Genomic DNA, 20,655 nt, shown 5'->3' with positions numbered 1-20,655 from the left:
CCCCTTTTTGCAGCCGCCGGTCGCCGAAACCGCCCAGACCGTACTCGATCCCCGACATCCAATTCTCCGCCCGCTGTGCTTCGGACAGAGAATCGAACCGCCTTACTCGACGCAACTACGATGTGTGAATGCGATAGCCCTAGCGGTGGAGAGGAACATGAGGGGCCAACGGCAGCGCCGCACCCTGCTTAACCGGACGCAGGGCGAACGAGCTTCTGATCTGCGCAATGCCCTGGATCTTCGTGAAGTCCATCACGAAGCGTTCATAGGCTTCGAGGTCGGGCACCACGATGCGCAGCAGGTAGTCACTGTCGCCGGTCATCAGGTAGCATTCCATCACCTCGGGCCGTTCCGCCGCGGCGCGCTCGAAATCCTTCAGCGCCTTCTCGGTCTGGGTCGTGAGCGACACGCTCATGAAGACGTTGACCGACAGGCCGACCGACTTGGCGTCGACCTGGGCGGCATACCCCTTGATGACGCCCGCCTCCTCCAGTGCCTTGACCCGCCGCCAACAGGGCGAGGAGGAAAGCCCGACCTGTTCGGCCAGGTCGGCGTTGCTGAGGCGGCCATCGTGCTGCAGCCGTTCGAGAATGCGCCGGTCGATCGCGTCTAGGGAGATCATTGCTCAAATCGCCACAATCTTGGGAAATCCTACCCTATACAGCCCGTTTGGCGACCCGAACGCAAGGACCTACCAGCGGAGCCGGCGTATGCCAGTGTCCATGACGACCCTCGCCCCCATCCAGCGTCTTCGCCTCCTCCGTGAACTGGAACGCAAGGTGCTGTGGCTCAGCGCCTGGACGATCCATCACGCCAACCACATCCGTCCCAACCGCGACGGGCTCAAGGTCGGCGGCCACCAGGCCTCGTGCGCCTCGCTGGCGACGGTCATGACGGCGCTCTACTTCTCGGTGCTGCGGCCGGAGGATCGCGTCGCGGTGAAGCCGCATGCCTCGCCGGTGTTCCACGCCATCCAGTATCTGTTCGGTCACCAGACGCGCGAGAAGCTCGAACGCTTCCGCGCGTTGGGCGGCGCGCAGTCCTACCCGTCGCGCACCAAGGACGTCGACGACGTCGATTTCTCGACCGGCTCGGTCGGCCTCGGCGTCGCCATGACGCTGTTCTCGTCGATCGTGCAGGACTATGTGCGCCTGAAGAACCTGGGCGACGGCAAGCGCCACACCGGCCGCATGGTGGCGCTGGTCGGCGACGCCGAGCTCGACGAGGGCAACATCTTCGAGGCCCTGCTCGAAGGCTGGAAGCACGACGTCCGGAACCTGTGGTGGGTGATCGACTACAACCGCCAGAGCCTCGACGGCGTGGTGAACGACCGGCTGTTCGGCCGCGTCGCCGAGATGTTCGAGCTGGTCGGCTGGCGGGTCGTCACGCTGAAGTACGGCAAGCTGCTGGAGACCGCCTTTACCCAGCCCGACGGCGCGCAGCTGCGCGACTGGATCGACGCCTGCCCCAACTCGCTGTACTCCGCCCTGGTGTTCAAGGGCGGCGCCGGCTGGCGCGAGGCGCTGACGCGCGACCTCAACCAGTATCCGGGCGTGCGGCGCATCCTCGACCAGCACGACGACGCGGCGCTGCACAGGCTGATGACCAACCTGGCCGGCAACGACATGCAGGCCGTGGTCGACGCCTTCGAGAACGTGAACGACGACACGCCGACCTGCTTCATCGCCTACACGATCAAGGGCCAGGGCCTGCCCTTCGCCGGCCACAAGGACAATCACTCCGGCCTGATGACGCTCGACCAGATGGCGGGCTTCAAGAAGGGCATGGGTATCCCGGACGGCCAGGAGTGGGAGAAGTTCGCGGGTCTCACCGCCCCGCCCGCCGACCTGCAGGCCTTCCTCGACGCAGCCCCCTTCAACGCCGAAGGCCGCCGCCGCACCGAGGCGCCGGTCGTCGCCATCCCGGCGCAACTCACGAAGCCCAATGACAAAAAGTCGAGCACGCAGGAAGGGTTCGGCAAGATCCTGAACGCCATCGCGTCGGAAGACGGTGAACTGGCCCGCCACATCGTCACGACCTCGCCCGACGTGACGGTGTCGACCAATCTCGGCGCCTGGGTGAACCGGCGCGGCCTGTTCGGCCACACCGAGGCCGAGGACGTATTCCGCGAGCTCAAGGTCGTGTCGGCCCAGCTCTGGCGCCAGACGCCCAAGGGCCAGCATGTCGAGCTGGGCATCGCCGAGAACAACCTGTTCATCCAGCTCGCCGCGCTGGGCCTCAGCCATCAGCTGTTCGGCGCGCGCCTGCTGCCAATCGGCACGCTCTACGATCCCTTCATCGCGCGCGGCCTCGATGCGCTGAACTATGCCTGCTACCAGGATTCGCGCTTCATGCTGGTGGCGACGCCGTCGGGCGTGACCCTCGCACCGGAGGGCGGCGCGCATCAGAGCATCCATACGCCACTGATCGGCATCGGCCAGCCCGGCCTCGTCTCCTATGAGCCGGCTTACGTCGACGAGCTGGCGGTGCTGATGCGCCATGGTTTCGACTACATGCAGCAGGACGATGGCGGCTCGGTCTATCTGCGCCTCTCGACGCGCAGCCTGGCCCAGCCCGAGCGCACCCTGACGCCGCAGCAGCAGGCCGACATCGTGTCCGGCGGCTACTGGTATGCCCCGCCCGAGGATGGCGCGGACGTGGCCATCGTCGCCATGGGGGCGGTGACGCCGGAAGCCATCGCGGCCCATGCAAGCGTGGCGCGCGACTTCGCCGGCGCGGGCCTCCTGGTGCTGACCTCCCCTGACCGGCTCCACACCGACTGGCTCGCCGCGCAGCGGAATCGCGGCCGCACGACGGGCCTGGTCGACCGTTCGCCGAGCCCGATCGAACGGTTGCTCGCCCCCTTGTCGCGCGATGCGCGCATCGTGACGGTCATGGACGGCCATCCGCTGGCGCTGTCGTGGCTGGGCTCGGTGCGCGGCCATCGGGTCGTGCCGCTCGGCATCGAGAAATTCGGCCAGTCCGGCGACATTCCCGATCTCTATCGAACCTACGGGCTCGATTCGGCGGCGATAATCGACGCGGTGGCGCGCGCCGTCTAAACTGGCGGCGTGAAAGTAGACGGCACCCCTTACCGAACCATCTGGCTCGCCACCGACGGCACGACCGTCCAGGCGATCGACCAGACCCTGCTGCCCCATCGTTTCGTCGTGCGTGATTTGCGCACGCTGGAAGACGCGGAGGTGGCGATCCGCACCATGATCGTGCGTGGCGCACCGCTGATCGGCGCCGCCGCGGCCTACGGCATGGCGCTCGCCATGGCGACCGATCCGTCCGATGCGATGCTGGCCCGTGCCTACACGGTCCTGATGGAGTCGCGGCCAACCGCGGTGAACCTGCGCTGGGCGCTCGACGATCTGCGCGCGCTGCTGGCGCCGCTGCCGGCGGCGCAGCGACGCGAGGCGGCCTATCGGCGCGCCGCCGAGATCTGTGACGAGGATGTCGAGATCTGCCGGCGTATCGGTGAGAACGGGCTGGGCCTGATCCGCAAACTGCAGCCACGCGACAAGAGCGGCCGCATCAACGCCCTCACCCATTGCAACGCAGGCTGGCTCGCCACCGTCGACTGGGGCACGGCGCTGGCGCCGATCTACCAGGCGCACGATGCCGGCATTCCCATCCATGTCTGGGTCGACGAGACGCGGCCCAGGAATCAAGGCGCCAGCCTGACCGCGTGGGAACTGGGCAAGCACGGCGTGCCGCACACGGTGATCGCCGACAATGCCGGTGGCCACCTGATGCAGCACGACCAGGTGGACTTCGTCATCACCGGCACCGACCGCACGACGCGCGGCGGCGACGTCTGCAACAAGATCGGCACCTATCTCAAGGCGCTGGCCGCACACGACAACGGCGTGCCCTTCTATGTCGGCCTGCCCTATCCGACCATCGACTGGACGATCGTCGACGGCGTGCGCAACATCCCGATCGAGGAACGCAGCGCGCGCGAGCTGTCGCACATGACCGGGCGTCTTGTGAAAGATGGGGCGGAGACCGGCGAACTCGCCACCGTGCAGATTCTTCCCGAGGGCAGCGCCGGCGCCAATCCCGCCTTCGACGTGACGCCGGCCCGGCTGGTGACGGCGTTGATCACCGAACGCGGTGTGTGCGACGCCAGCGAAGCGGGACTGCTTTCCCTCTACCCCGAGCAGCAGAACCGGGCGGCGTGATCGTCACGCCGGCGGCCAAGGCCACGATCGGGCTCGGCCTCACCCAGATCGTGGGCTGGGGCACGACCTTCCTGATGCCTTCGGTGCTGGGCCGCCACATCGAGCGCGACCTCGGGCTGCCGAGCGAGATCGTCTACGGCGGCATCACCGTGATGTTCGGCGTCGGTGCCCTGTTCGCCCCCCGGGTCGGCCGCCTGCTCGACCGCACCGGCGCGCGCTCCGTCATGGCCGTGGGCTCGATTTTCTACGCCCTGTCGCTCGCGGCGCTCTCCTTCTCGCAGGGACTCGTGAGCTATCTCCTGTGCTGGGCCGCGATGGGCGTCGCTTCGACCCTGGCGCTGAACACGCCGGCCAGCATCGCGCTCGCCCAGATCGCCGGCGCCCGCGCGCGACAGGCCATCGCCGTGCTGGCCATCGTCGGCGGTCTTGCCTCCACCGTGTTCTGGCCGATTTCCGAAGCCCTGGAAACCTTCTTCGGCTGGCGCGGTGTGCTGCTGGTCTATGCCGCGTTCCATCTTCTGGTCTGCGCGCCGGTCCATCTGCTGATGCTGCCCGGCCGGCCGCCGGTCGGCCCGCACGCCGCGGCCGGTACAGGAGCGGCACCGGTCGCCGCGGATCACACCAAACGCATCTTCCTGTTGCTCGCTGTCGCCTTCTCCTGCGGCGCCTTCATTTTCACCGGTTTCATCGTGCACGCGATCGGCGTGATGCGCGGGCTGGGTCACGATCCTGCCTCGGCCCTCCTGCTTGCCTCACTGATCGGGCCGGCGCAGGTGGCGGTGCGGCTGGTCGAGCTGGTATTCGGCCACCGCTATTCCGTCACCAGCTCGGCGCTGTTTGCCGCAGCCGTATTGCCGTTCGGCCTGGGGCTGGCGTTCCTGGCCGGCGGCAACTTCGTGGTCGCGCTCCTCTGCCTCGTAGCCTACGGCATCGCCAACGGCCTGAAGGCGGTGCTGCGCGCCACCCTGCCGCTCGCATTGTTCGGCCGCGCCCAGTTCGGCTCCTATCTCGGCCGCCTCGCTCTGCCGCAAGGCATCGTTTCCGCCGCCGCGCCGCCGGTGCTGGCGGCGGTGATGGCCAACCATGGTGCGGAGGGCGTGCTCGGCGTCACCTTCGTCGTCGCGATGGTGGCGCTGATCGCCACCGTCATGCTGGTGCGCGTGAGCGGAACCGTACGCTGACAGTGCGCTGACGCCGGAAACCGGTGCTACAGTCCGCGCCTTATGTCCGACCTCCACCCTCTCCTTCTCGGCTTCGTCGTGGCCCTCGGCGTCGGCCTGCTGGTCGGCATCGACCGCGAGCGCAAGAAGGGCGAAGGACCCGGCCGCGGCGCCGCAGGCATCCGGACCTTCACCCTCGCCTCGCTGGCCGGCGCGACCGGTGCGGCGGCCGGAGGCGATCTCCTGCTGGCCGCCGTCGTGCTAGGCATGGCAGCCTTCGCCGGCCTGTCCTACTGGCGTGCGCGCGACAACGATCCCGGCCTCACGACGGAGACGGCCCTGGTGGCGACGACGCTGCTGGGCGGCCTCGCCATTCGCGAACCCGCCTTCGCCGCGGGCGTCGGCGTGGTCGTCGCCCTGCTGCTCAACGCCCGCGTCGCCTTGCATCGCTTCGTCCGCTCGGTGCTGACCGACGAAGAGATCCACGACCTGCTGATCTTCGCCGGCGCCACCCTGGTCGTGCTGCCGCTGCTGCCCGACCATCCGATCGGCCCGTACGGCGCGCTGAACCTGCGCACGATCTGGCTGGTGGTGATCCTGGTGATGGGCGTGGGCGCGCTGGGCTACATTGCCGTGCGTCTCGTGGGCCCCCGCTTCGGCCTGCCGCTGGCGGGCCTGGCTTCGGGCTTCATCTCGAGTTCCGCGACGATCGGCGCCATGGGCGCGCGCTCGACCCGCGATCTGCATCTGATGAGGCCGGCCGCCGCCGGCGCGATGATGTCCTCCGTCGCCACCGTCGTGCAGCTCGGCATCCTGATCGGCGTCACCGATCTCGCGGCTTTCCGGGCCCTGCTGCCGCCGCTGCTTGCTTCCGGCGCCGCCGCGATCGTCTATGGCGGTGCCTTCACCCTGTGGGCACTGCGGGCCGACAGCGGCACGGTCGAGGAGACGCAGGGCAGCGCCTTCAGCCTGCGCGCGGCGCTGATCTTCGCCGCCATCCTGGCGGGCGTCCTGCTGCTGGCCGCAGCTCTGCAGAACTGGTTTGGCGAAGCCGGCGTCATCTTCGCGGCCGGCGCGGCGGGCTTTGCCGACACGCACGCTCCCGCCATCTCGGTCGCTTCGCTCGTTGCCGCCGGAAAGCTGGCGCCGCAGGCGGCCGTGATCCCGATCCTCGCCGCCTTCTCGACCAATACGATCACCAAGATGGTGTTCGCCTTCACCACCGGCGGTTCACGCTTCGCCCTCTATGTCGTTCCGGGTCAGCTGCTGATGCTGGTGGCGGCGTGGGCCGCCGTGCTCGTCGTTTGAGCGGAATGACCGTCGAAAGCAGCCATATGAGATCCCTCGTCCTTCTCCCCGGCTTCCTGTGCGACGCTGATCTGTGGACCGACATGGTCCCGGATCTCGAAGCCTTGGGGGCGCTCCATTTCGGCAACGTCTACGAAGACGATTCGCTCGAAGGCATGGCCACGCGCGTGCTGGCCGAAGCGCCGGAACGCTTCGTGCTGGTCGGCTTTTCGATGGGCGGGTTCGTGGCGCGCGTCCTCTCGCTGATGGCGCCGGAGCGCGTGACGGGCGTGGCCTTCGTCGCCTCCTCGGCGCGCGGCTATTCCGACGAGGAACGGGCACGCAGGATCTCGGGCTTTCGGCCGGGCGACCGGCCACCGCGTGCCGTCGGCGCCACCTCCAACGCGATGGGACTTCATCCCGATCGCGATACCGATCCGGTACTGCTCGACCGTTTGCGCGGCATGCAGCGGCGGCTGGGACCTGAAGTCCGCAAGCGCCAGGCCGCCCTGGTGCGGCGCGATGGCTATGCCGACCTCGAACGCATCACCTGCCCGTCGCTGGTCGTGGCCTGCCGCCAGGACCGGCTGCGCACCCGGGCCGAGAGCGAGCGGATGGCGCAGGCGCTGCCGAACTCCAGCTTCCGCATCCTCGAAGACTGCGGCCACATGGCCCCGCTGGAGAAGCCGCACGACCTTTCGGCCCTGCTGGCCGCCTGGGTCGGCCGCGCTAACCTGTAGTGCGGCGCCGACTCCCGCGCGACAGACGAACGGCGCCACCGAATAACAATGAGACAGCAAAAGCCACGGTGGCCGGCAGCCACAGATCGACAAATGACACGATGCGCGCGCGGCCCGGCTGGCTGAGATCGTAGACGACGTTCACCACCTCGCCGGCCTTGAGTGAGGTGCCGCTGCCGCCGCGTCCATGGAACTCGACCTCGCGGCCCTCCGGCGTGGTGAAGCGCACGATGGGCGCGAACGAAATGTGCTCGACGTCGCGACGGACCTCGCGGCCGTCCGGGGTCGTCACCTCCTCCGTTGCGATCGAGCGGCTCTCGCGTATCTCCGTTACCGTGCCACGGGCCCGGCCACCGCTCGCATAGAGGTTGACGGCGCTCCACAGGACGAAGACGCCGATCACCAGCGCCGACAGCGAGATCAGGGAGAAGGCCCGCTCGCCCACCAGCGCGAGGTCGGCGTTGCGCGACAGCGCCCAGGCGACCGCTCCGAACATCAGCCAGAAGCCGCCGAAGACCGTGACGATGATCGGCACCAACCAGAGCCGCTCGAACGTGTCGAGACGGAAGTCCCGCGGGCTCTCGGGAAAATAGAGAACCGTGACGGCATCGCCCGCGGAGAAGTCCGGCGCGCCGGAGCCGAGGTCCCTGACCTCGACGGTCTCGCCCTGGGGCAGACGGAAACGGACGACGGGCGCGTACATGTCGCCTTCGCGCACGATCTCGGTGACGATCCCGTCGGCCCGTTCGCCGTAGAGCGCGTGACGAAGATTTCCAAGGCCCATCAGCACACCGCCGGCCGTGATCAGCCCGCCGATCCCGAGGATCGTCCACGCGATCCAGCGCCAGCTCGCGTCGATGGCCATCGCCTATTCGAGCTTGAGGTTGGCCTTCCGGATGACCGGGATCCACGTATCGGCCTGCGTGCGCATGATTTCGAAGAAAGCCTCCGGCATGGTGAAGCGCGCCTCGGTGCCGAGGTCGTCGAACCGGCGGATGACGGCCGGATCCTGCAGCACTTTCTTCATCGAAGCGCTGAGCTTTGCCAGTATGGGAACGGGAAGCCCGGCAGGGGCAATCAGGCCCAGCAGGTTGATCGCCTCGTAGTCCGCGATCGTCTCCGCAACCGTCGGGACATCGGGCAGCGACGGCGCACGCTGCAGTGACGTGACGGCGAGCGCCCGCAGTTTGCCGTCCTTCAGCAAAGGCAGGGCCGTCGCGATCGGCTCGAACTGGAACTGGATCTGCCCCGCCATCAGGTCGACCAGGCCGGGAGCCGTACCGCGATAGTGCACCGGCTCGAAGCGCACGTCGGCACGCTGCTCGACGAGCAATCCGGCAAGATGCGTGAAGGAGCCGGCGCCGGCCGTGCCCATCGTCATCTTGCCCGCTTCCTTACGGGCCAGCTCCAGGAATTCGGACATCGTCCTCACCGGCATCGACGGGTTCACCAGCAGGACCAGCGGCTGGAACGAGACGGCGGTGACGAAGGTGAAATCCTTCTGCCAGTCGTAGGGCGCTCGGCCGAACAGGGCAGGGCTGTTGGTTAGCGAGGCTGAGGTCATCAGCAGCGTGTAACCGTCGGGCGCCGCGCGCGCCACGAACTCCGAACCAATCATGGCGCCGGCGCCTGTCTTGTTCTCGACGACCACGGGCTGGCCCAGATCGGCCTGCAGGCGAGCCGCAACGATTCGCGCGGTGACATCGACATTCCCACCCGCGGCGAAAGGCGCCACGATCTTGACTGGCTTGGTCGGCCAATCCTGTGTTTGCGCCGACGCAAGAGTGGCCTGGAACACCAGGACGGCGAGGCTCAACGAAAGGCAACGCAGCGCGCGCGCGAGATTGGATGTTTGCATCTGCCGACTTTGACCAAAGCCCATGGCTCAATCCACCGGCAACGTTAAGTGGACATCATATGGCGAAATAGCCGTCGTCAGGCGTCGCGCCGCCGCAGCCGGTCGATCAGCTCGGCCAAGCGGCTGCCTTGCGGCGTGGCGGGATCGAGCAACCGCTCGCGCGGCGTGTCGCGTGCCAGCCGGCTGATCTCCGTCAGCGCGCGGATATGCTGCCGGCGCGTGAGGCCGTATTCCGACGAGCGATGGTGGAAGAAGAGGCGCCTGAGCTGGCCGTGGCCGACCAGCGCATTGAGTTCGCTCGCGGTCACGTAGAGCAGGAAGCAGACGAAGATCCAGACCTGCACCGCGATGAAACGATGCCAGGTGAAGTCGACGAGCACCATCTGGTAGATCTGGCCGAGGCTGTGGGCGTCGAACGCGACATCCAGGACCTTCTCCAGGAAGCGCACGACAAGAACGACGACGGAATAGAAGAAGGTCTTGTAGAGGATCGGCTGGATCAGCGGCGCGCCGCGGAACTTGTCGATGATGCGGACCTTGTCGACGACCAGCACCACCTTGCCGACGATCAGCGCCGTCGTGCTGGCCAACAGGAAGCTGCTGAGATTGAACCAGTAGTTGCGGGCCAGCAGGTTGGTGGTGAAGACGATGAGGTTGAAGGCGACGAAGAAATAGAGGGTCGGCGGAAGCAGGTGGCGGATTACCCCGATCCAGCCATGGTAGAAGCGCCTCGGCAGTGAGGCGATGGCCGCCGTATTCACATCCGGCCTCCATCGACGACGAAGTTCTGCGCCGTCACCATCCGGCTGTCGTCGGCGGCGAGCCACAGGACCATGCGCGCGATGTCCGGCGGATAGAGCAGCTCCTTCAGGCACTGCGCGCCCAGCTGCGCGGCCTTGGCTTTCGGCGTCACCCATAGATCGAGCTGGCGCTGGGTCATGATCCAGCCGGGCGTCACGGCATTGAGGCGGATGCCGTCGCCCCCGAGATCGCGTGCAAGGCCGCGCGTCATGCCGATCACCGCGGCCTTGGCCGCCTGGTAGACGGAGAGGTTGGGCGTCATCGTGTGATAGCTCACTGAGCTGAAATTCACGATCGAGCCGCCGCCCGCCTTCTTCATCGCCGGTGCCACCGTCTGGATGGCGAAATAGGCGTGGCGCAGGTTGACCGCGATGCGCTCGTCCCAGAAGTCCGGCGTCACCTGGGCGAGCGTGTGGCGATCGTCGCGCGCGGCGTTGTTCACCAGCACGGTGATGGTCCCGAGCTTCGCCGCCACGCCTTCGATGGCCCGCTGATAGGCCGCCACGTCGCGGATATCGCAGGGTACGAACAGCGGCACTGGATAGCGTCTGGCCTCGATCCTCTCGACCAGCGCCTTCGAGGCCGCCTCGTCGATGTCGACGAAGCCGACCTTGGCGCCCTGCTCGGCAAAGTGCTCGACGATCGAGGCGCCGATGCCCGAACCACCACCGGAGACAAACACGGTTCGCCCCGAGAGGCTGGGATAGGATGCGAAGGGCGGCATGACACTCCTCTAGATCTGAACCAGCCTGAAAGAGATCTCGCCGCCGAGCTTGGCGCCGGCCGCGAGCCGCGTCCGCCCGACCGCGCCATTGGCATGGCTCACCGGCTCGACACAGAAATGACGTTGGCCGTCGGGAACATAGATCACCAGATGACGAAATGCCTCCGTCGCGGAGAGCACGAGGCGGAGACCGCGTTGCGGCCAGGTAATGGTGGCCTCGCCGTCCCAGCCGTCGAAGCAGTGATCGAGGCCCAGCCCGTCGAGACGGCGCGGGGCGGAGAAATCCCATTCGGGCGGCACCGGGACGCGCTGCAGCGGCAGGACCTCCGCATCGGTGTGCCACACGCCCGCGAGGCGGCAGGCGAGTTCGGTGTCGGCATCGCGCACGAAGAACGGATGCAGGCCCAAGCCCGCCGGCACGTCGCGATCCTCCAGGTTCTCGATCGACAGCCCGACCGTGAGGCCCGTCTCCTCGAGCACAAAGGACTGACGTGCGCGATAGCGGAACGGCCACTCCACGCCCGCCGTCCCCCGCTCATGCAGATAGACCAGTTCCACGCGGGTCCGCTCGTGGTCGAGCACCCGCCAGGGATGCCGCCATCCATCGCCGTGCATCGGATGGCGAATGCCCGGCCAGTTGCGCGCGAGCTGGAACACTTCGGCGCCGAACTGGAGGTGGCCGTTCGCGATGCGATTGGAATACGGCACCAGGGGATAGCAGGCCGTGTCCATACCGGTCCCGGAGCCCAGCGCCGCCTCCGACGCGGGCCGCAGCAGGTCGCCAGCGTCATTTCCAGCGCCCTCGACGGCAAAGCGCGCGATCGAGCCGCCGGCCTGCGGCGCCAGGTCGACGGCCAGCCGGCCCGCCCGCAGCGACAAAAGCGTCACGCACTCCTCCGTCGCTGTGTAAACTCCCGCGTTCTCAAATTGCGAGGAAACGCATCGATGTCGAACATGCTGAAGAAGCGGCTGCAGGCCGGCAAGGCCTGCGTCAATGGATGGCTGGCGATCCCCGATGGCTTCGCCGCCGAGACCATGGCGCAATGCGGCTGGGACAGCGTCACCGTCGACATGCAGCATGGCGTGCAGGACTATCTCTCGATGGTCCGCTGCTTCCAAGCGATGGACAAGCATCCGATCACGCCGCTGGTGCGCGTGCCGTGGAACGAGCCCGGCATCGTCGGCAAGGTGCTGGACGGCGGCGCCTGGGGCGTGATCTGCCCGATGGTCAACACGGCGGCCGAGGCCAAGGCGCTGGTTTCCTATGCGCTCTATCCGCCCAAGGGCAAGCGCTCGAACGGCCCGATCCGCGCCGGCGCCTATGGCGAGGCGACGCCCTACCAGGCGATGGCCAACGACGAAGTGCTGATCATCCCGATGATCGAGACGCAGGAGGCGATCGACAATATCGACGCCATCCTAGACGTGCCCGGCGTCAGCGGCATCTATATCGGACCGTCCGATCTCGGCCTGTCGCTCGGCCTTAAGCCGATGCTCGATCGCGAAGAGCCGCAGATCCTGGCGATCTACGACAAGCTGCTCGCCGCCACCAGGAAGCGCGGCCAGTTCGCCGGCCTGCACAACGGCACCGGCAGCTACGCCGCCAAGATGGTCCACAAGGGCTTCCAGCTCGTCACCATCGCCAACGATGCCGGACTGATGGCCAAGGCCGCGCGCGAGGCGGTGGACATCACGCGCAAGGAAGGCGGCCCGACGGCCGCCAAGTAAGGCGGACAGAAGCGTGCGCTTCCTCAATGCCACGCTGCCCGACGGCAGCCGGCACGATATCGAAGTCGAGGGAGGGCGGATCTCCGCCCTCCTCCCGGTTTCGACGTCGGCGCACGACGGCGTCGATCTGGGCGGAATGCTGGTCCTGCCGCCGCTGGTCGACGGCCATATCCATCTCGACAAGACGCTGCTCGGCCTGCCGTGGATCCCCAACCAGTCGGCCGGCAACACGGTCTCGGACCGGATCGAGGCCGAGCGCCGGGTGCGCGCGGCGCGCACGGTGCCCGAATTCGAGACCGGCTCGAACCTGGTGCGCCAGGTGGTGGCCAGCGGCACCTTGCACATGCGCACTCATGTCGACGTCGACAACCAACTCGGACTTCGCAACCTCCACGAAGTCCTGAAGATCCGCGAGCATTTCCGCGACCTCGTCACGATCGAGATCGTGGCCTTCCCGCAAAGCGGCATCCTGCGCTCTCCCGGTACGGCGGAGCTGCTCGACGAGGCGATCGCGCAGGGCGCGGATCTCGTGGGCGGCCTCGATCCGGTCGGGATCGACGGCGACCTCGACGCCCATCTCGACGCGATCTTCGCCATCGCCAGCCGCCGTGGCGTGGGAGTCGACATCCATCTGCACGATGGCGGCGACGCCGGCCTGACGCAGATTCTCGAAATCGCCCGGCGGACGGAGGCGACGGGCCTCCAGGGCAAGGTCGCGGTCAGCCACGCCTTCGCGCTGGGCTCGGTCTCCACCGACAGCGTGACCCGCGCGGCCGACACGCTCGCTCGCGCCGGCATCGCGATCATGAGCCACGGCCCCGGGGGCGCGACCATTCCGCCGCTCAAGCTCCTGCGCGAGCACGGCGTCGAGGTATTCGGCGGCTCCGACAATATTCGCGATGCCTGGTCGCCGTTCGGCAACGGCGACATGCTGGAGCGCGCCATGCTGATCGGCTACCGCGCCAACTTCCGCCACGACGAGGAACTGGCGCTGGCTTTCGACATGGTGACCGCAGCCGCCGCGCGTGTGCTCGGACTTTCGGACTACGGCTTCAAGGTCGGCGGCCCGGTGGATTTCGTGACCGTCGAAGCAACCACGCTCGCCGAAGCCGTCGCCACCCGCAAGCGCCGCAGCCTGGTGGTCAAGTCCGGCCGCATCGTCGCGAAGGACGGAGCACTTCAAACTCCTCTCCCCCGCTAGGGGGAGAGGTTGGGTGAGGGGGTTACGCACAAACGCTTGGACCGGCCCCCTCACCTAGCCTCTCCCCCTAGCGGGGGAGAGGAACACGAGGTCAAGCCGCCTCTGCCGGCTTGACCGGTCCCCACGATTTCACCACCGGCAGGACCTCCTTGGCGAACAGCTTCAGCCCGCGCTCGCTCACCTCGTAGGGTGTGCCACCGAAGCGGAAGGCCACGTTCATCTCGAAGTCGCCCAGCAGTTTGCGGCGTGTCTCCAGTCCACGCAGGATCTTGTCCGGGGTGCCCCACGAGGCCGCCTGCATGAAGCCCGTGACGGCGCCCTCGAGGCCGCTCTTGCGCGCGATCTCAGCCTTCTGCTGGTAGGAGTCGTAGCCCTTCACCGTCTTGAAGTGCTCGCCGAGGAACTCGTAGTGATGGAAATTGCTCTCGACGAACTTGCCTTGGTACTGCCGGGCCTCGTCCTCGATGGTCGCGGCATCGGGACCGCAGACGCAGAACTCCGTCAGCATCACCCGCGGCGGCTCGGTGCCATGATACTGGCGGTGAAGCTGGCGCCCCTTCTCGATCATCGGCGCGCGCATCTCCCAGGGCCGGTCGGCGAACATCACCATGTGGGCGCCTAGTTTGGCGGCCGAGTCGATGGAATCCTCGCTCGACGCCACGGCGTAGATGCGGCCGTCGAACGAATGCTGCGGCCGCGGCCTGATCTCGATGCGCGGCTGCTTGTAGTACGTGCCGTTGCCTTCCATGAAGCCGGTCTTCAGTGCCTCGACGATCATGGGCGCGGCCTCGTCGAAACGACCGCGTGATTCGTCCATGCTGACGCGGAAGGCATTGAACTCGCGCCGCGCCAGGCCGCGCCCCATGCCAAGCCGCAGCCGCCCCTTGCTCAAGAGGTCGAGCACGGCGGCATTCTCGGCGACGCGCAGCGGGTCGTGCCACGGCAGGATGACGGCCGCGGTGCCCACGTCGATGTTCGGACACAGCGCCGTCAGGTGGGTCATGAGCGCAAGATTGTCAGGAACGAACGAGTAGTCGTTGAAGTGATGCTCCGCCGACCACAGGCAGTCGAAGCCCGAGTCCGCCGCGATCCGGGCCAACCGGATCTCCTCGTCCCATACGCGCTGGTCGGAGCAGTTCTCCCAGCCATAGTTGGTGAAGACCATCATCATGCCGACGTCCATCGGGCTTCCTCCGGGTTCATTGTTTGACGAAATGCTTTCACGCGACCGCTGCCCCGGCAAGCCTTCGAGTGCCATCCGGCCCTCGCCCTGATCGCAGAGCGGTGGTAAAGCCGCGCTCGTTTTCTTCCCGTCAGGACAGACGATGGCTTCGCGTCAGGCCGTGCTCGGCATGGAGCAGGCTTCCTTCTTCTACGGCTCGGGCCGTGTCTTCGAGAACGTGTCGTTCCTGCTGGACGATGCGCGCACGGCGCTGGTCGGCGAGAACGGTGCGGGCAAGTCGACCCTGCTCAAGTGCCTGATCGGCGTGCTCGAACTCAATGCCGGCCAAGTGATCCGCTCGCGTGGCCTGCGCATCGGCCAGGTTCCGCAGGACGTGCCCGACGGCCTGGCCGCGCACTCAGTTCGTGAGGTGCTGGGCCAGTCGCTGGCGCGGGTCGGCCAGGACGGCGAGGATTGGCGCATCGACGTGCTGGTCGACGAAATCGGCGTCGACCCCGAGAGGCTCGACCAGCCGTTCGGCACACTCTCGGGCGGCTGGCAGCGGCTGATGCTGATCGCAGCGGCAGCGCGGCTGGAGGAGCCCGACATCCTGATCCTCGACGAGCCGACCAACCATCTCGACCTCGCCAACATCAACACCCTGGAACGCTGGCTGACGGCCGAGTTCTCCGTGCCGATGCTGATCGTGAGCCACGACCGCGAATTCCTCGACCGGGTGACCGAACGCACGCTGTTCCTCCGCGTCGACGGCGTCCATGCCTTCAGGACGCGCTTCTCCGTGGCCCGTGAGGAGCTGCTGCGCCGCGACGCCACCGCGGCGGCACGGGCGCGGCAGGAGGATCGCGAGATCAAGCGGCTGGAACAGGCGGCCGCGCGCTACAAGGTCTGGGCGGTCAAGAACCCCGACCTCAACAAGCGCAAGAACGCCGTCGAGAGCCGCATCGCCCGCATCGAGAAGGAGCGCACCCAGACCTATGTCGCGCGCGAACGCCGGCTCGAACTGGCCGACGGCGACATCGACGCCAAGGTGGCGCTGCGCCTGTCGAACCTCGACGTCACGGTGCCGGGATCGGGGCGAAAGCTGATCGGCATCGACCGGCTGGCCATCGCCGCCGGCGACCGCGTCGCCCTGCTCGGGACCAACGGCACCGGCAAGTCGACCCTGCTGGCGGCGCTGGCCGCTGCCTACGAGCCTGGCCGCGAGCACTATGACGGACAAGCCGCCGTGCGCTTCAATCCGGCCTGCCGGCTGGTCTATTTCGACCAGGCGATGAGCGCGCTGCCGGTCGGGACAAAGATCCTCGACTATGTGTCCTCGGCCGAGGGCGTCACCGAGAAGGACGCGATCCGCCATCTCGCCGGCGCGGGCTTCGCCTTCGTGCGCGTGAAGGAGTCGATCGGCGTGCTGAGCCACGGCGAGCGTGCGCGGCTCGTGTTCCTCAAGATGAAGCTGCTGCGCCCGAACTTCTACGTGCTCGACGAGCCGACCAACCATCTCGACATCGAGGGCCAGGAAGACCTGGAGGAGCAGCTCGAGAAGAGCGACGTTTCCTGCATTTTCGTGAGACACGACCGCTTCTTCACACGCACCGTGGCGACCCGATTCCTCGAGATCCGCAAGGGGCGCCTGGTCGAAACCGACGACGCCGACGCGTTCTTCGATTCGCAGGTATAATCGTCGTCTCGACCGGAGCGCCGAAGGCGCGGAGTGGAGAGACCTCCTCTCCACCAAAAGCCGACCAATCGCCGAGAAAAGATCTCTCCACTCCGCCTCGCTGCGCGAGGCTCCGGTCGAGATGACGAGATACTTTAACCCGCCATCTGCGCGAGGCCGAGGGCGACCGAGAGGAGGTCGGAGCCGCCGGCGATGCGGGCGGTCGGGGCGGCTCGCGCGACGGCCTTGCGCACGGCCGGCACGCGGCTCGATCCGCCGGTCAGGAAGATGGTCTCGATTGCATCGGGTTTCAGGCCGGCGGCGCCGATGCACTCGCCGGCCGCCTTATGGAGCCGCTCCGTCGCAGTGCCGATGGCCTGGTCGAACGCGCGGCGCGTCGCCACTGCCGACAGACCCGCTTCGAGGAATGCGAGCGGTATCGTGACGCGATCCTCGGCACTCAACGCGATCTTGGCGTCCTCGATGGTGAAGGCCAGGCGATGGCCCAGCCCCTGCTGCAGCAGCTTGAGGAGCCGCGAGACCTTCTCGGGCTCGCAGGCCAGCGACACCAGCTCGGCGACCTCGCGCTCGTTCCGGTAGGTGTAGGCGAAGTTGATCGTCGCCCAGGTGGCGAGCTGGTGATAGAGCGCGTTCGGCATCGGCAGGTTCTTCTCGACGAGCTGCGTGCCGAGTCCCAGCAGCGGCATTACCGAGGCCAGGCTGAGTGCGGCGTCGAGGTCGGTGCCGCCGATACGCACGCCGGTGCTGGCCAGCACGTCGCCGCTGCGATCCGCCCGGCCGCGTCGCTCCGGCCCGACCCGCACGATCGAGAAGTCGCTGGTGCCGCCGCCGATGTCGGCGATCAGGACCAGCTCCTCGCGCAGCACGGTTTGCTCGTAGTGATGGGCGGCGGCGATCGGCTCGTAGGCGAAGGCGATCTCGCGGAACCCGGCCTGCCGCGCGACCCGCTCCAGCACGGATTGGGCGCGGGCATCGGCCTGGTCGTCGTCGTCGACGAAGCGCACCGGGCGGCCCAGCACGACGGAGGCGATTTCCTGGCCGGCGAAGGCTTCCGCCTTCTCCTTGAGGTTCCGCAAGAAGATTTCCACGACATGGGTGAGCGGCACCTTGCGGCCGCCGAGGCTGGTCTCTTCGTCGATCAGGGGCGAACCCAGGATCGACTTCAGCGCGCGCATCAAGCGCCCCTCGGTCTGCTCGACATAGGCCGTGATCGCCGCATTGCCCAGAAGTACGCGCCCTTTGGTCTCGTGATCGAAGAACACCGCGCTGGGCATCAGCGTATCGTGCGCCTCGATCGGCGCCAGCTCGGCCACGCCCTGGCGCATGACGCCGATCGCCGAGTTCGACGTTCCGAAATCCAGTCCGCACGCAATCATGAAAGTCACCTGAGACGCACTCATGTTCCTCTCGCCCGATAGGGGGAGAGGCTAGGTGAGGGGGCTGTCACGACTCGCGTAACCCCCTCACCCAACCTCTCCCCCTAGCGGGGAGAGGAGTCCGAAAGAGTTGATGTTACGCGACGATCTCGCCGCGGAAGGCCCAGCGGGTCATCCGCTTCTCGACCAGGGCGCAGACCGCGTACATCGCGACCCCCATGATCGCGATGGCGAACAGGCCGGCGAAGGTGGTGGGCGCGTCGTTGCGGGCGCTGGCCGAGAGCATCAGGAAGCCGATGCCGTTGTTGCCGCCCACCGTTTCGGAGATCACCGAGCCGATGAAGGCCAAGGTGATCGCCACCTTGAGGCTGGCGAACAGGTAGGGCATGGCGCGCGGGATGCCGACCTTGGTCAGGATTTCGAACCGCGAGGCGCCGAGGCTGCGCAGCACGTCGCGCATCTCGGGCTCGATGGTGGCGAGTCCGGTCGCCACGTTCACCACGATCGGGAAGAAGCTGATCACGAAGGCGGTGATGACGGCCGGCAGCGAGCCGACGCCGACCCAGATCATCAGGATCGGCACGATCGCCACCTTGGGGATCGCGTTGAAGGCGATCAGCAACGGATAGAGGCCGGAATAGACGAAGGGCGAGGCGCCGATCGCCAGCCCGAGCAGCAGGCCGAACGCAATCGCCAGCAGGAAGCCGATCATCGTGGTCCACAGCGTGTCCCAGCTATAGGCCATCAGGATGTCGAAGCGCTGGACGAACACCGCGAAGATCTTGGTCGGCTTGGGCAGGATGATCTCCGGCACCTGGAAGACGATGCAGCAGACTTCCCAGACGATCAGCAAGCCCGCCAGGACCAGCCACGGCATGGCATGCTTCAGCGCGTCGCGCCGCAGGTCGCTCATGGCGCGTGCTCCTGGTGGATGCGGTCGCGCAACTCGTGGACGATGTCGACGAAGTGCGGCTCGAAGGTCGTCTCCAGGGTACGCGGCCGCGGAAGGTCGATCTTCTTCGCCAGCACGATGCGGCCGGGCCGCCGGCTCATCACATAGACGGTGTCGGCGAGATAGACGGCCTCGCGCAGGTCGTGCGTCACCAGCACGCCGGTGAAGCGCTTCTCCAGCCACAGCGCCTGCATGACGCCCCACAGCTCCTCGCGCGTGAAGGCATCGAGCGCCCCGAACGGCTCGTCGAGCATCAGCAGCTCGGGCTCGTGGATCAGCGCGCGGCACAGGTTCGAGCGCTGCTGCATGCCGCCCGAGAGCTGCCACGGGTACTTGTCGGCGAAATCGGCGAGGCCGACCGTCTTCAGCAGCCTCATCGCGCGCTCGACATACTCGGCGCGATGGCTGCGGAAGCGGCGCTTGTGCGGCTCGACCACCTCCATGGGCAGGAGGATGTTGTTCATCGTCGTGCGCCACGGCATCAAGGTCGGGTTCTGGAATGCCATGCCGACGCCCTTGATCGGCCCGGTCACCTTCCTGCCGTCGACCACGATCTCGCCTCCGGACGGCGGCAGCAGGCCGGTGACAAGCTTCATGATGGTGGACTTGCCGCAGCCCGACGGCCCGACGACGGCAATGAACTCGCCCTTGTCGATGCCCAGCGTGGCATCGGCGAGGGCCAGAGTCGTGTCCTTGCCCAGCCGGTAGGTGAGACTGACGCCCTTGAGATCGACGAAGGCCATTGCCTTAAGCGTCGTTCACTTGGCGATCATGCGGTCGGCCTTGGGCGGCAGGTAGGCGTTGCTGAACACCTTGTCGGGCGCCGGGGCGTTCGGCAGGCCGAACGCCTCGGACACGTCCTTGACCGCGCGGGCAAAGCGGGCCGGGTCGACGTCGCCCATGCCGTTGGCCTTCACGTACGGGGTCATGATGTTGGTTTCGAGCGAGATCTTCAGGCGCTCCAGCTCGAGCTTCTCGTCGATCAGGGGATCGCGCTTCTTGGCCGCGGCGATGCCGAGCTGCGGATTGGCGATGACGTCCTTCCAGCCCTTCAGCGTGGCGGCGAGGAAGCCCTTCACGGCTTTCTCGTTCTTCATCATGTCTGCCGAGATCACGACGCCGTTGCCGTAGACGTCCATGCCGAAATCGACGAAGCGCATGGCCACGATATCCTCGAAGGCCACGCCGCGCGCCTTGAGGTCGAGCATCGAGGAGAAATAGTGGCCGGAGATGAAGTCGACCGTGCCCTGGACCAGGCTCTGCTCGCGCAGCTGGGGCGTCAGGTTGACATGCTCCCACTTGGTGATGCCGTTCTTCTTGGCGAAAGCCGGGAACAGGCGAAAGCTGGCGTCGAACACCGGGGCGCCCAGCTTCTTGCCCTCGAGGTCCTTCGGCGTCTTGATTCCGCTCTTCTTCAGCGCATAGACGCCAAACGGCGCGAAATCGTAGACCATGAACACGCAGAGCACTTCCTTGCCCGGGTTCTTGGCGTTGTATTCGATGGTCGAATTCACATCGGCGAAGCCGATCTGGTAGGCACCGGTGGCCACGCGCTGCACCGCGCCGGCCGAGCCCTGGCCGGGGTCCATCGTGACGTCGAGGCCCTCGGCCTTGTAGTAGCCCTTCTCCAGCGCCACCAGGAACGGCGAGGTCGGGCCCTGGAACACCCAGTCCAGAGTGAATTTGATGGCGGTCTGGGCATTGGCGGGCAGGCTGCCCAGGGCGAGCGCTACGGCCGCTGCACCGCCCAGCATCTTGGCGAATTTCTTCATGTTCTTGA

At 67.0% G+C, this 20,655-nt stretch carries 19 protein-coding genes; 8 read left to right on the top strand and 11 right to left on the bottom strand.

Features of this window, described 5'->3' with window-relative positions:
• Positions 1-139: 139 nt before the first annotated feature.
• Positions 140-622, bottom strand: coding sequence for an Lrp/AsnC family transcriptional regulator (locus Q7V45_RS03830; protein ID WP_304847238.1), 483 nt, complete (start codon positions 620-622; stop codon positions 140-142).
• Between the two features lie 100 nt (positions 623-722).
• Between Q7V45_RS03830 and Q7V45_RS03825 the strand changes: the two genes are divergently transcribed.
• From Q7V45_RS03825 to Q7V45_RS03805, 5 genes are read left to right on the top strand one after another with little or no spacing between them, the layout of a single operon-like run.
• Positions 723-3,062, top strand: coding sequence for a transketolase (locus tag Q7V45_RS03825; RefSeq protein WP_304847235.1), 2,340 nt, complete (start codon positions 723-725; stop codon positions 3,060-3,062).
• 9 nt (positions 3,063-3,071) lie between these two features.
• Positions 3,072-4,190, top strand: coding sequence for an S-methyl-5-thioribose-1-phosphate isomerase (mtnA, locus tag Q7V45_RS03820; RefSeq protein WP_304847232.1), 1,119 nt, complete (start codon positions 3,072-3,074; stop codon positions 4,188-4,190).
• Positions 4,187-5,371 (top strand): MFS transporter, encoded by a 1,185-nt coding sequence (locus Q7V45_RS03815; protein WP_304847230.1) that lies wholly within the window; start codon positions 4,187-4,189, stop codon positions 5,369-5,371. The genes mtnA and Q7V45_RS03815 overlap by 4 nt, the downstream gene beginning before the upstream one ends.
• A gap of 42 nt (positions 5,372-5,413) precedes the next feature.
• Positions 5,414-6,658 (top strand): DUF4010 domain-containing protein, encoded by a 1,245-nt coding sequence (locus Q7V45_RS03810; RefSeq protein WP_304847227.1) that lies wholly within the window; start codon positions 5,414-5,416, stop codon positions 6,656-6,658.
• A gap of 26 nt (positions 6,659-6,684) precedes the next feature.
• Entirely contained in the window at positions 6,685-7,377 is a 693-nt protein-coding gene (locus Q7V45_RS03805; RefSeq protein ID WP_304847224.1) for an alpha/beta fold hydrolase, read from the top strand.
• On the opposite strand, the gene Q7V45_RS03800 is transcribed toward Q7V45_RS03805, so the two are convergent.
• From Q7V45_RS03800 to Q7V45_RS03780, 5 genes are all read right to left on the bottom strand, one after another.
• Positions 7,367-8,242, bottom strand: a complete 876-nt coding sequence (locus tag Q7V45_RS03800) for a DUF3592 domain-containing protein (RefSeq protein WP_304847221.1) — start codon at positions 8,240-8,242, stop codon at positions 7,367-7,369. The two genes, Q7V45_RS03805 and Q7V45_RS03800, sit on opposite strands and share 11 nt — an antisense overlap.
• Positions 8,243-8,245: 3 nt before the next feature.
• Positions 8,246-9,235 (bottom strand): tripartite tricarboxylate transporter substrate binding protein, encoded by a 990-nt coding sequence (locus tag Q7V45_RS03795; protein WP_304847218.1) that lies wholly within the window; start codon positions 9,233-9,235, stop codon positions 8,246-8,248.
• A gap of 77 nt (positions 9,236-9,312) precedes the next feature.
• Positions 9,313-9,996 (bottom strand): hypothetical protein, encoded by a 684-nt coding sequence (locus Q7V45_RS03790; protein WP_304847215.1) that lies wholly within the window; start codon positions 9,994-9,996, stop codon positions 9,313-9,315.
• Positions 9,993-10,760, bottom strand: a complete 768-nt coding sequence (locus tag Q7V45_RS03785; protein WP_304847212.1) for an SDR family NAD(P)-dependent oxidoreductase — start codon at positions 10,758-10,760, stop codon at positions 9,993-9,995. Before Q7V45_RS03785 ends, Q7V45_RS03790 begins: the two co-directional genes overlap by 4 nt.
• Before the next feature lie 9 nt (positions 10,761-10,769).
• Positions 10,770-11,648 carry an aldose 1-epimerase gene (locus Q7V45_RS03780; RefSeq protein ID WP_304847209.1) on the bottom strand — a complete coding sequence of 293 codons (879 nt, stop codon included), beginning with the start codon at positions 11,646-11,648 and terminating at the stop codon, positions 10,770-10,772.
• 57 nt (positions 11,649-11,705) lie between these two features.
• Here Q7V45_RS03780 and Q7V45_RS03775 point away from each other — a divergent pair, with 57 nt between their 5' ends.
• Together Q7V45_RS03775 and Q7V45_RS03770 are read left to right on the top strand one after the other, a co-directional pair.
• The gene (locus tag Q7V45_RS03775; RefSeq protein WP_304847206.1) at positions 11,706-12,488 is read left to right on the top strand and encodes an HpcH/HpaI aldolase/citrate lyase family protein; all 783 of its coding nucleotides are present in this window, start codon (positions 11,706-11,708) and stop codon (positions 12,486-12,488) included.
• 13 nt (positions 12,489-12,501) lie between these two features.
• Entirely contained in the window at positions 12,502-13,689 is a 1,188-nt protein-coding gene (locus Q7V45_RS03770) for an amidohydrolase family protein (RefSeq protein WP_304847203.1), read from the top strand.
• A 91-nt stretch (positions 13,690-13,780) separates the two neighbouring features.
• On the opposite strand, the gene Q7V45_RS03765 is transcribed toward Q7V45_RS03770, so the two are convergent.
• Complete coding sequence (locus tag Q7V45_RS03765; RefSeq protein ID WP_304847199.1) at positions 13,781-14,872, bottom strand: LLM class flavin-dependent oxidoreductase; 1,092 nt, start codon at positions 14,870-14,872, stop codon at positions 13,781-13,783.
• Positions 14,873-15,014: 142 nt separating this feature from the next.
• On the opposite strand from Q7V45_RS03765, the gene Q7V45_RS03760 reads away from it, so the two are divergent.
• The gene (locus Q7V45_RS03760) at positions 15,015-16,547 is read left to right on the top strand and encodes an ABC-F family ATP-binding cassette domain-containing protein (protein ID WP_304847196.1); all 1,533 of its coding nucleotides are present in this window, start codon (positions 15,015-15,017) and stop codon (positions 16,545-16,547) included.
• Between the two features lie 134 nt (positions 16,548-16,681).
• On the opposite strand, the gene Q7V45_RS03755 is transcribed toward Q7V45_RS03760, so the two are convergent.
• From Q7V45_RS03755 to Q7V45_RS03740, 4 genes are all read right to left on the bottom strand, one after another.
• Complete coding sequence (locus tag Q7V45_RS03755; RefSeq protein ID WP_304847193.1) at positions 16,682-17,947, bottom strand: Hsp70 family protein; 1,266 nt, start codon at positions 17,945-17,947, stop codon at positions 16,682-16,684.
• Between the two features lie 112 nt (positions 17,948-18,059).
• Positions 18,060-18,836, bottom strand: coding sequence for an ABC transporter permease (locus Q7V45_RS03750; protein ID WP_304847189.1), 777 nt, complete (start codon positions 18,834-18,836; stop codon positions 18,060-18,062).
• Entirely contained in the window at positions 18,833-19,618 is a 786-nt protein-coding gene (locus tag Q7V45_RS03745) for an ABC transporter ATP-binding protein (RefSeq protein ID WP_304847186.1), read from the bottom strand. Before Q7V45_RS03745 ends, Q7V45_RS03750 begins: the two co-directional genes overlap by 4 nt.
• Before the next feature lie 15 nt (positions 19,619-19,633).
• Positions 19,634-20,647 carry an ABC transporter substrate-binding protein gene (locus Q7V45_RS03740; RefSeq protein WP_304847183.1) on the bottom strand — a complete coding sequence of 338 codons (1,014 nt, stop codon included), beginning with the start codon at positions 20,645-20,647 and terminating at the stop codon, positions 19,634-19,636.
• Positions 20,648-20,655: the final 8 nt, after the last annotated feature.

Source organism: Reyranella sp. (assembly GCF_030651995.1).
Lineage (GTDB): Bacteria > Pseudomonadota > Alphaproteobacteria > Reyranellales > Reyranellaceae > Reyranella.
This window is presented reverse-complemented; position numbering and strand designations above follow the sequence as displayed.

Excerpts from the sequence above, each read along its gene's own strand:
- Q7V45_RS03805 (WP_304847224.1), top strand. The coding sequence starts at position 6,685 with ATGAGATCCCTCGTCCTTCTCCCCGGCTTCCTGTGCGACGCTGATCTG.
- Q7V45_RS03755 (WP_304847193.1), bottom strand. The coding sequence starts at position 17,947 with ATGAGTGCGTCTCAGGTGACTTTCATGATTGCGTGCGGACTGGATTTC.
- Q7V45_RS03830 (WP_304847238.1), bottom strand. The coding sequence starts at position 622 with ATGATCTCCCTAGACGCGATCGACCGGCGCATTCTCGAACGGCTGCAG.
- Q7V45_RS03775 (WP_304847206.1), top strand. The coding sequence starts at position 11,706 with ATGTCGAACATGCTGAAGAAGCGGCTGCAGGCCGGCAAGGCCTGCGTC.
- Q7V45_RS03800 (WP_304847221.1), bottom strand. The coding sequence starts at position 8,242 with ATGGCCATCGACGCGAGCTGGCGCTGGATCGCGTGGACGATCCTCGGG.
- Q7V45_RS03785 (WP_304847212.1), bottom strand. The coding sequence starts at position 10,760 with ATGCCGCCCTTCGCATCCTATCCCAGCCTCTCGGGGCGAACCGTGTTT.
- Q7V45_RS03765 (WP_304847199.1), bottom strand. The coding sequence starts at position 14,872 with ATGGACGTCGGCATGATGATGGTCTTCACCAACTATGGCTGGGAGAAC.
- Q7V45_RS03825 (WP_304847235.1), top strand. The coding sequence starts at position 723 with ATGACGACCCTCGCCCCCATCCAGCGTCTTCGCCTCCTCCGTGAACTG.
- Q7V45_RS03745 (WP_304847186.1), bottom strand. The coding sequence starts at position 19,618 with ATGGCCTTCGTCGATCTCAAGGGCGTCAGTCTCACCTACCGGCTGGGC.
- Q7V45_RS03810 (WP_304847227.1), top strand. The coding sequence starts at position 5,414 with ATGTCCGACCTCCACCCTCTCCTTCTCGGCTTCGTCGTGGCCCTCGGC.
- Q7V45_RS03740 (WP_304847183.1), bottom strand. The coding sequence starts at position 20,647 with ATGAAGAAATTCGCCAAGATGCTGGGCGGTGCAGCGGCCGTAGCGCTC.
- Q7V45_RS03795 (WP_304847218.1), bottom strand. The coding sequence starts at position 9,235 with ATGCAAACATCCAATCTCGCGCGCGCGCTGCGTTGCCTTTCGTTGAGC.
- Q7V45_RS03760 (WP_304847196.1), top strand. The coding sequence starts at position 15,015 with ATGGCTTCGCGTCAGGCCGTGCTCGGCATGGAGCAGGCTTCCTTCTTC.
- Q7V45_RS03750 (WP_304847189.1), bottom strand. The coding sequence starts at position 18,836 with ATGAGCGACCTGCGGCGCGACGCGCTGAAGCATGCCATGCCGTGGCTG.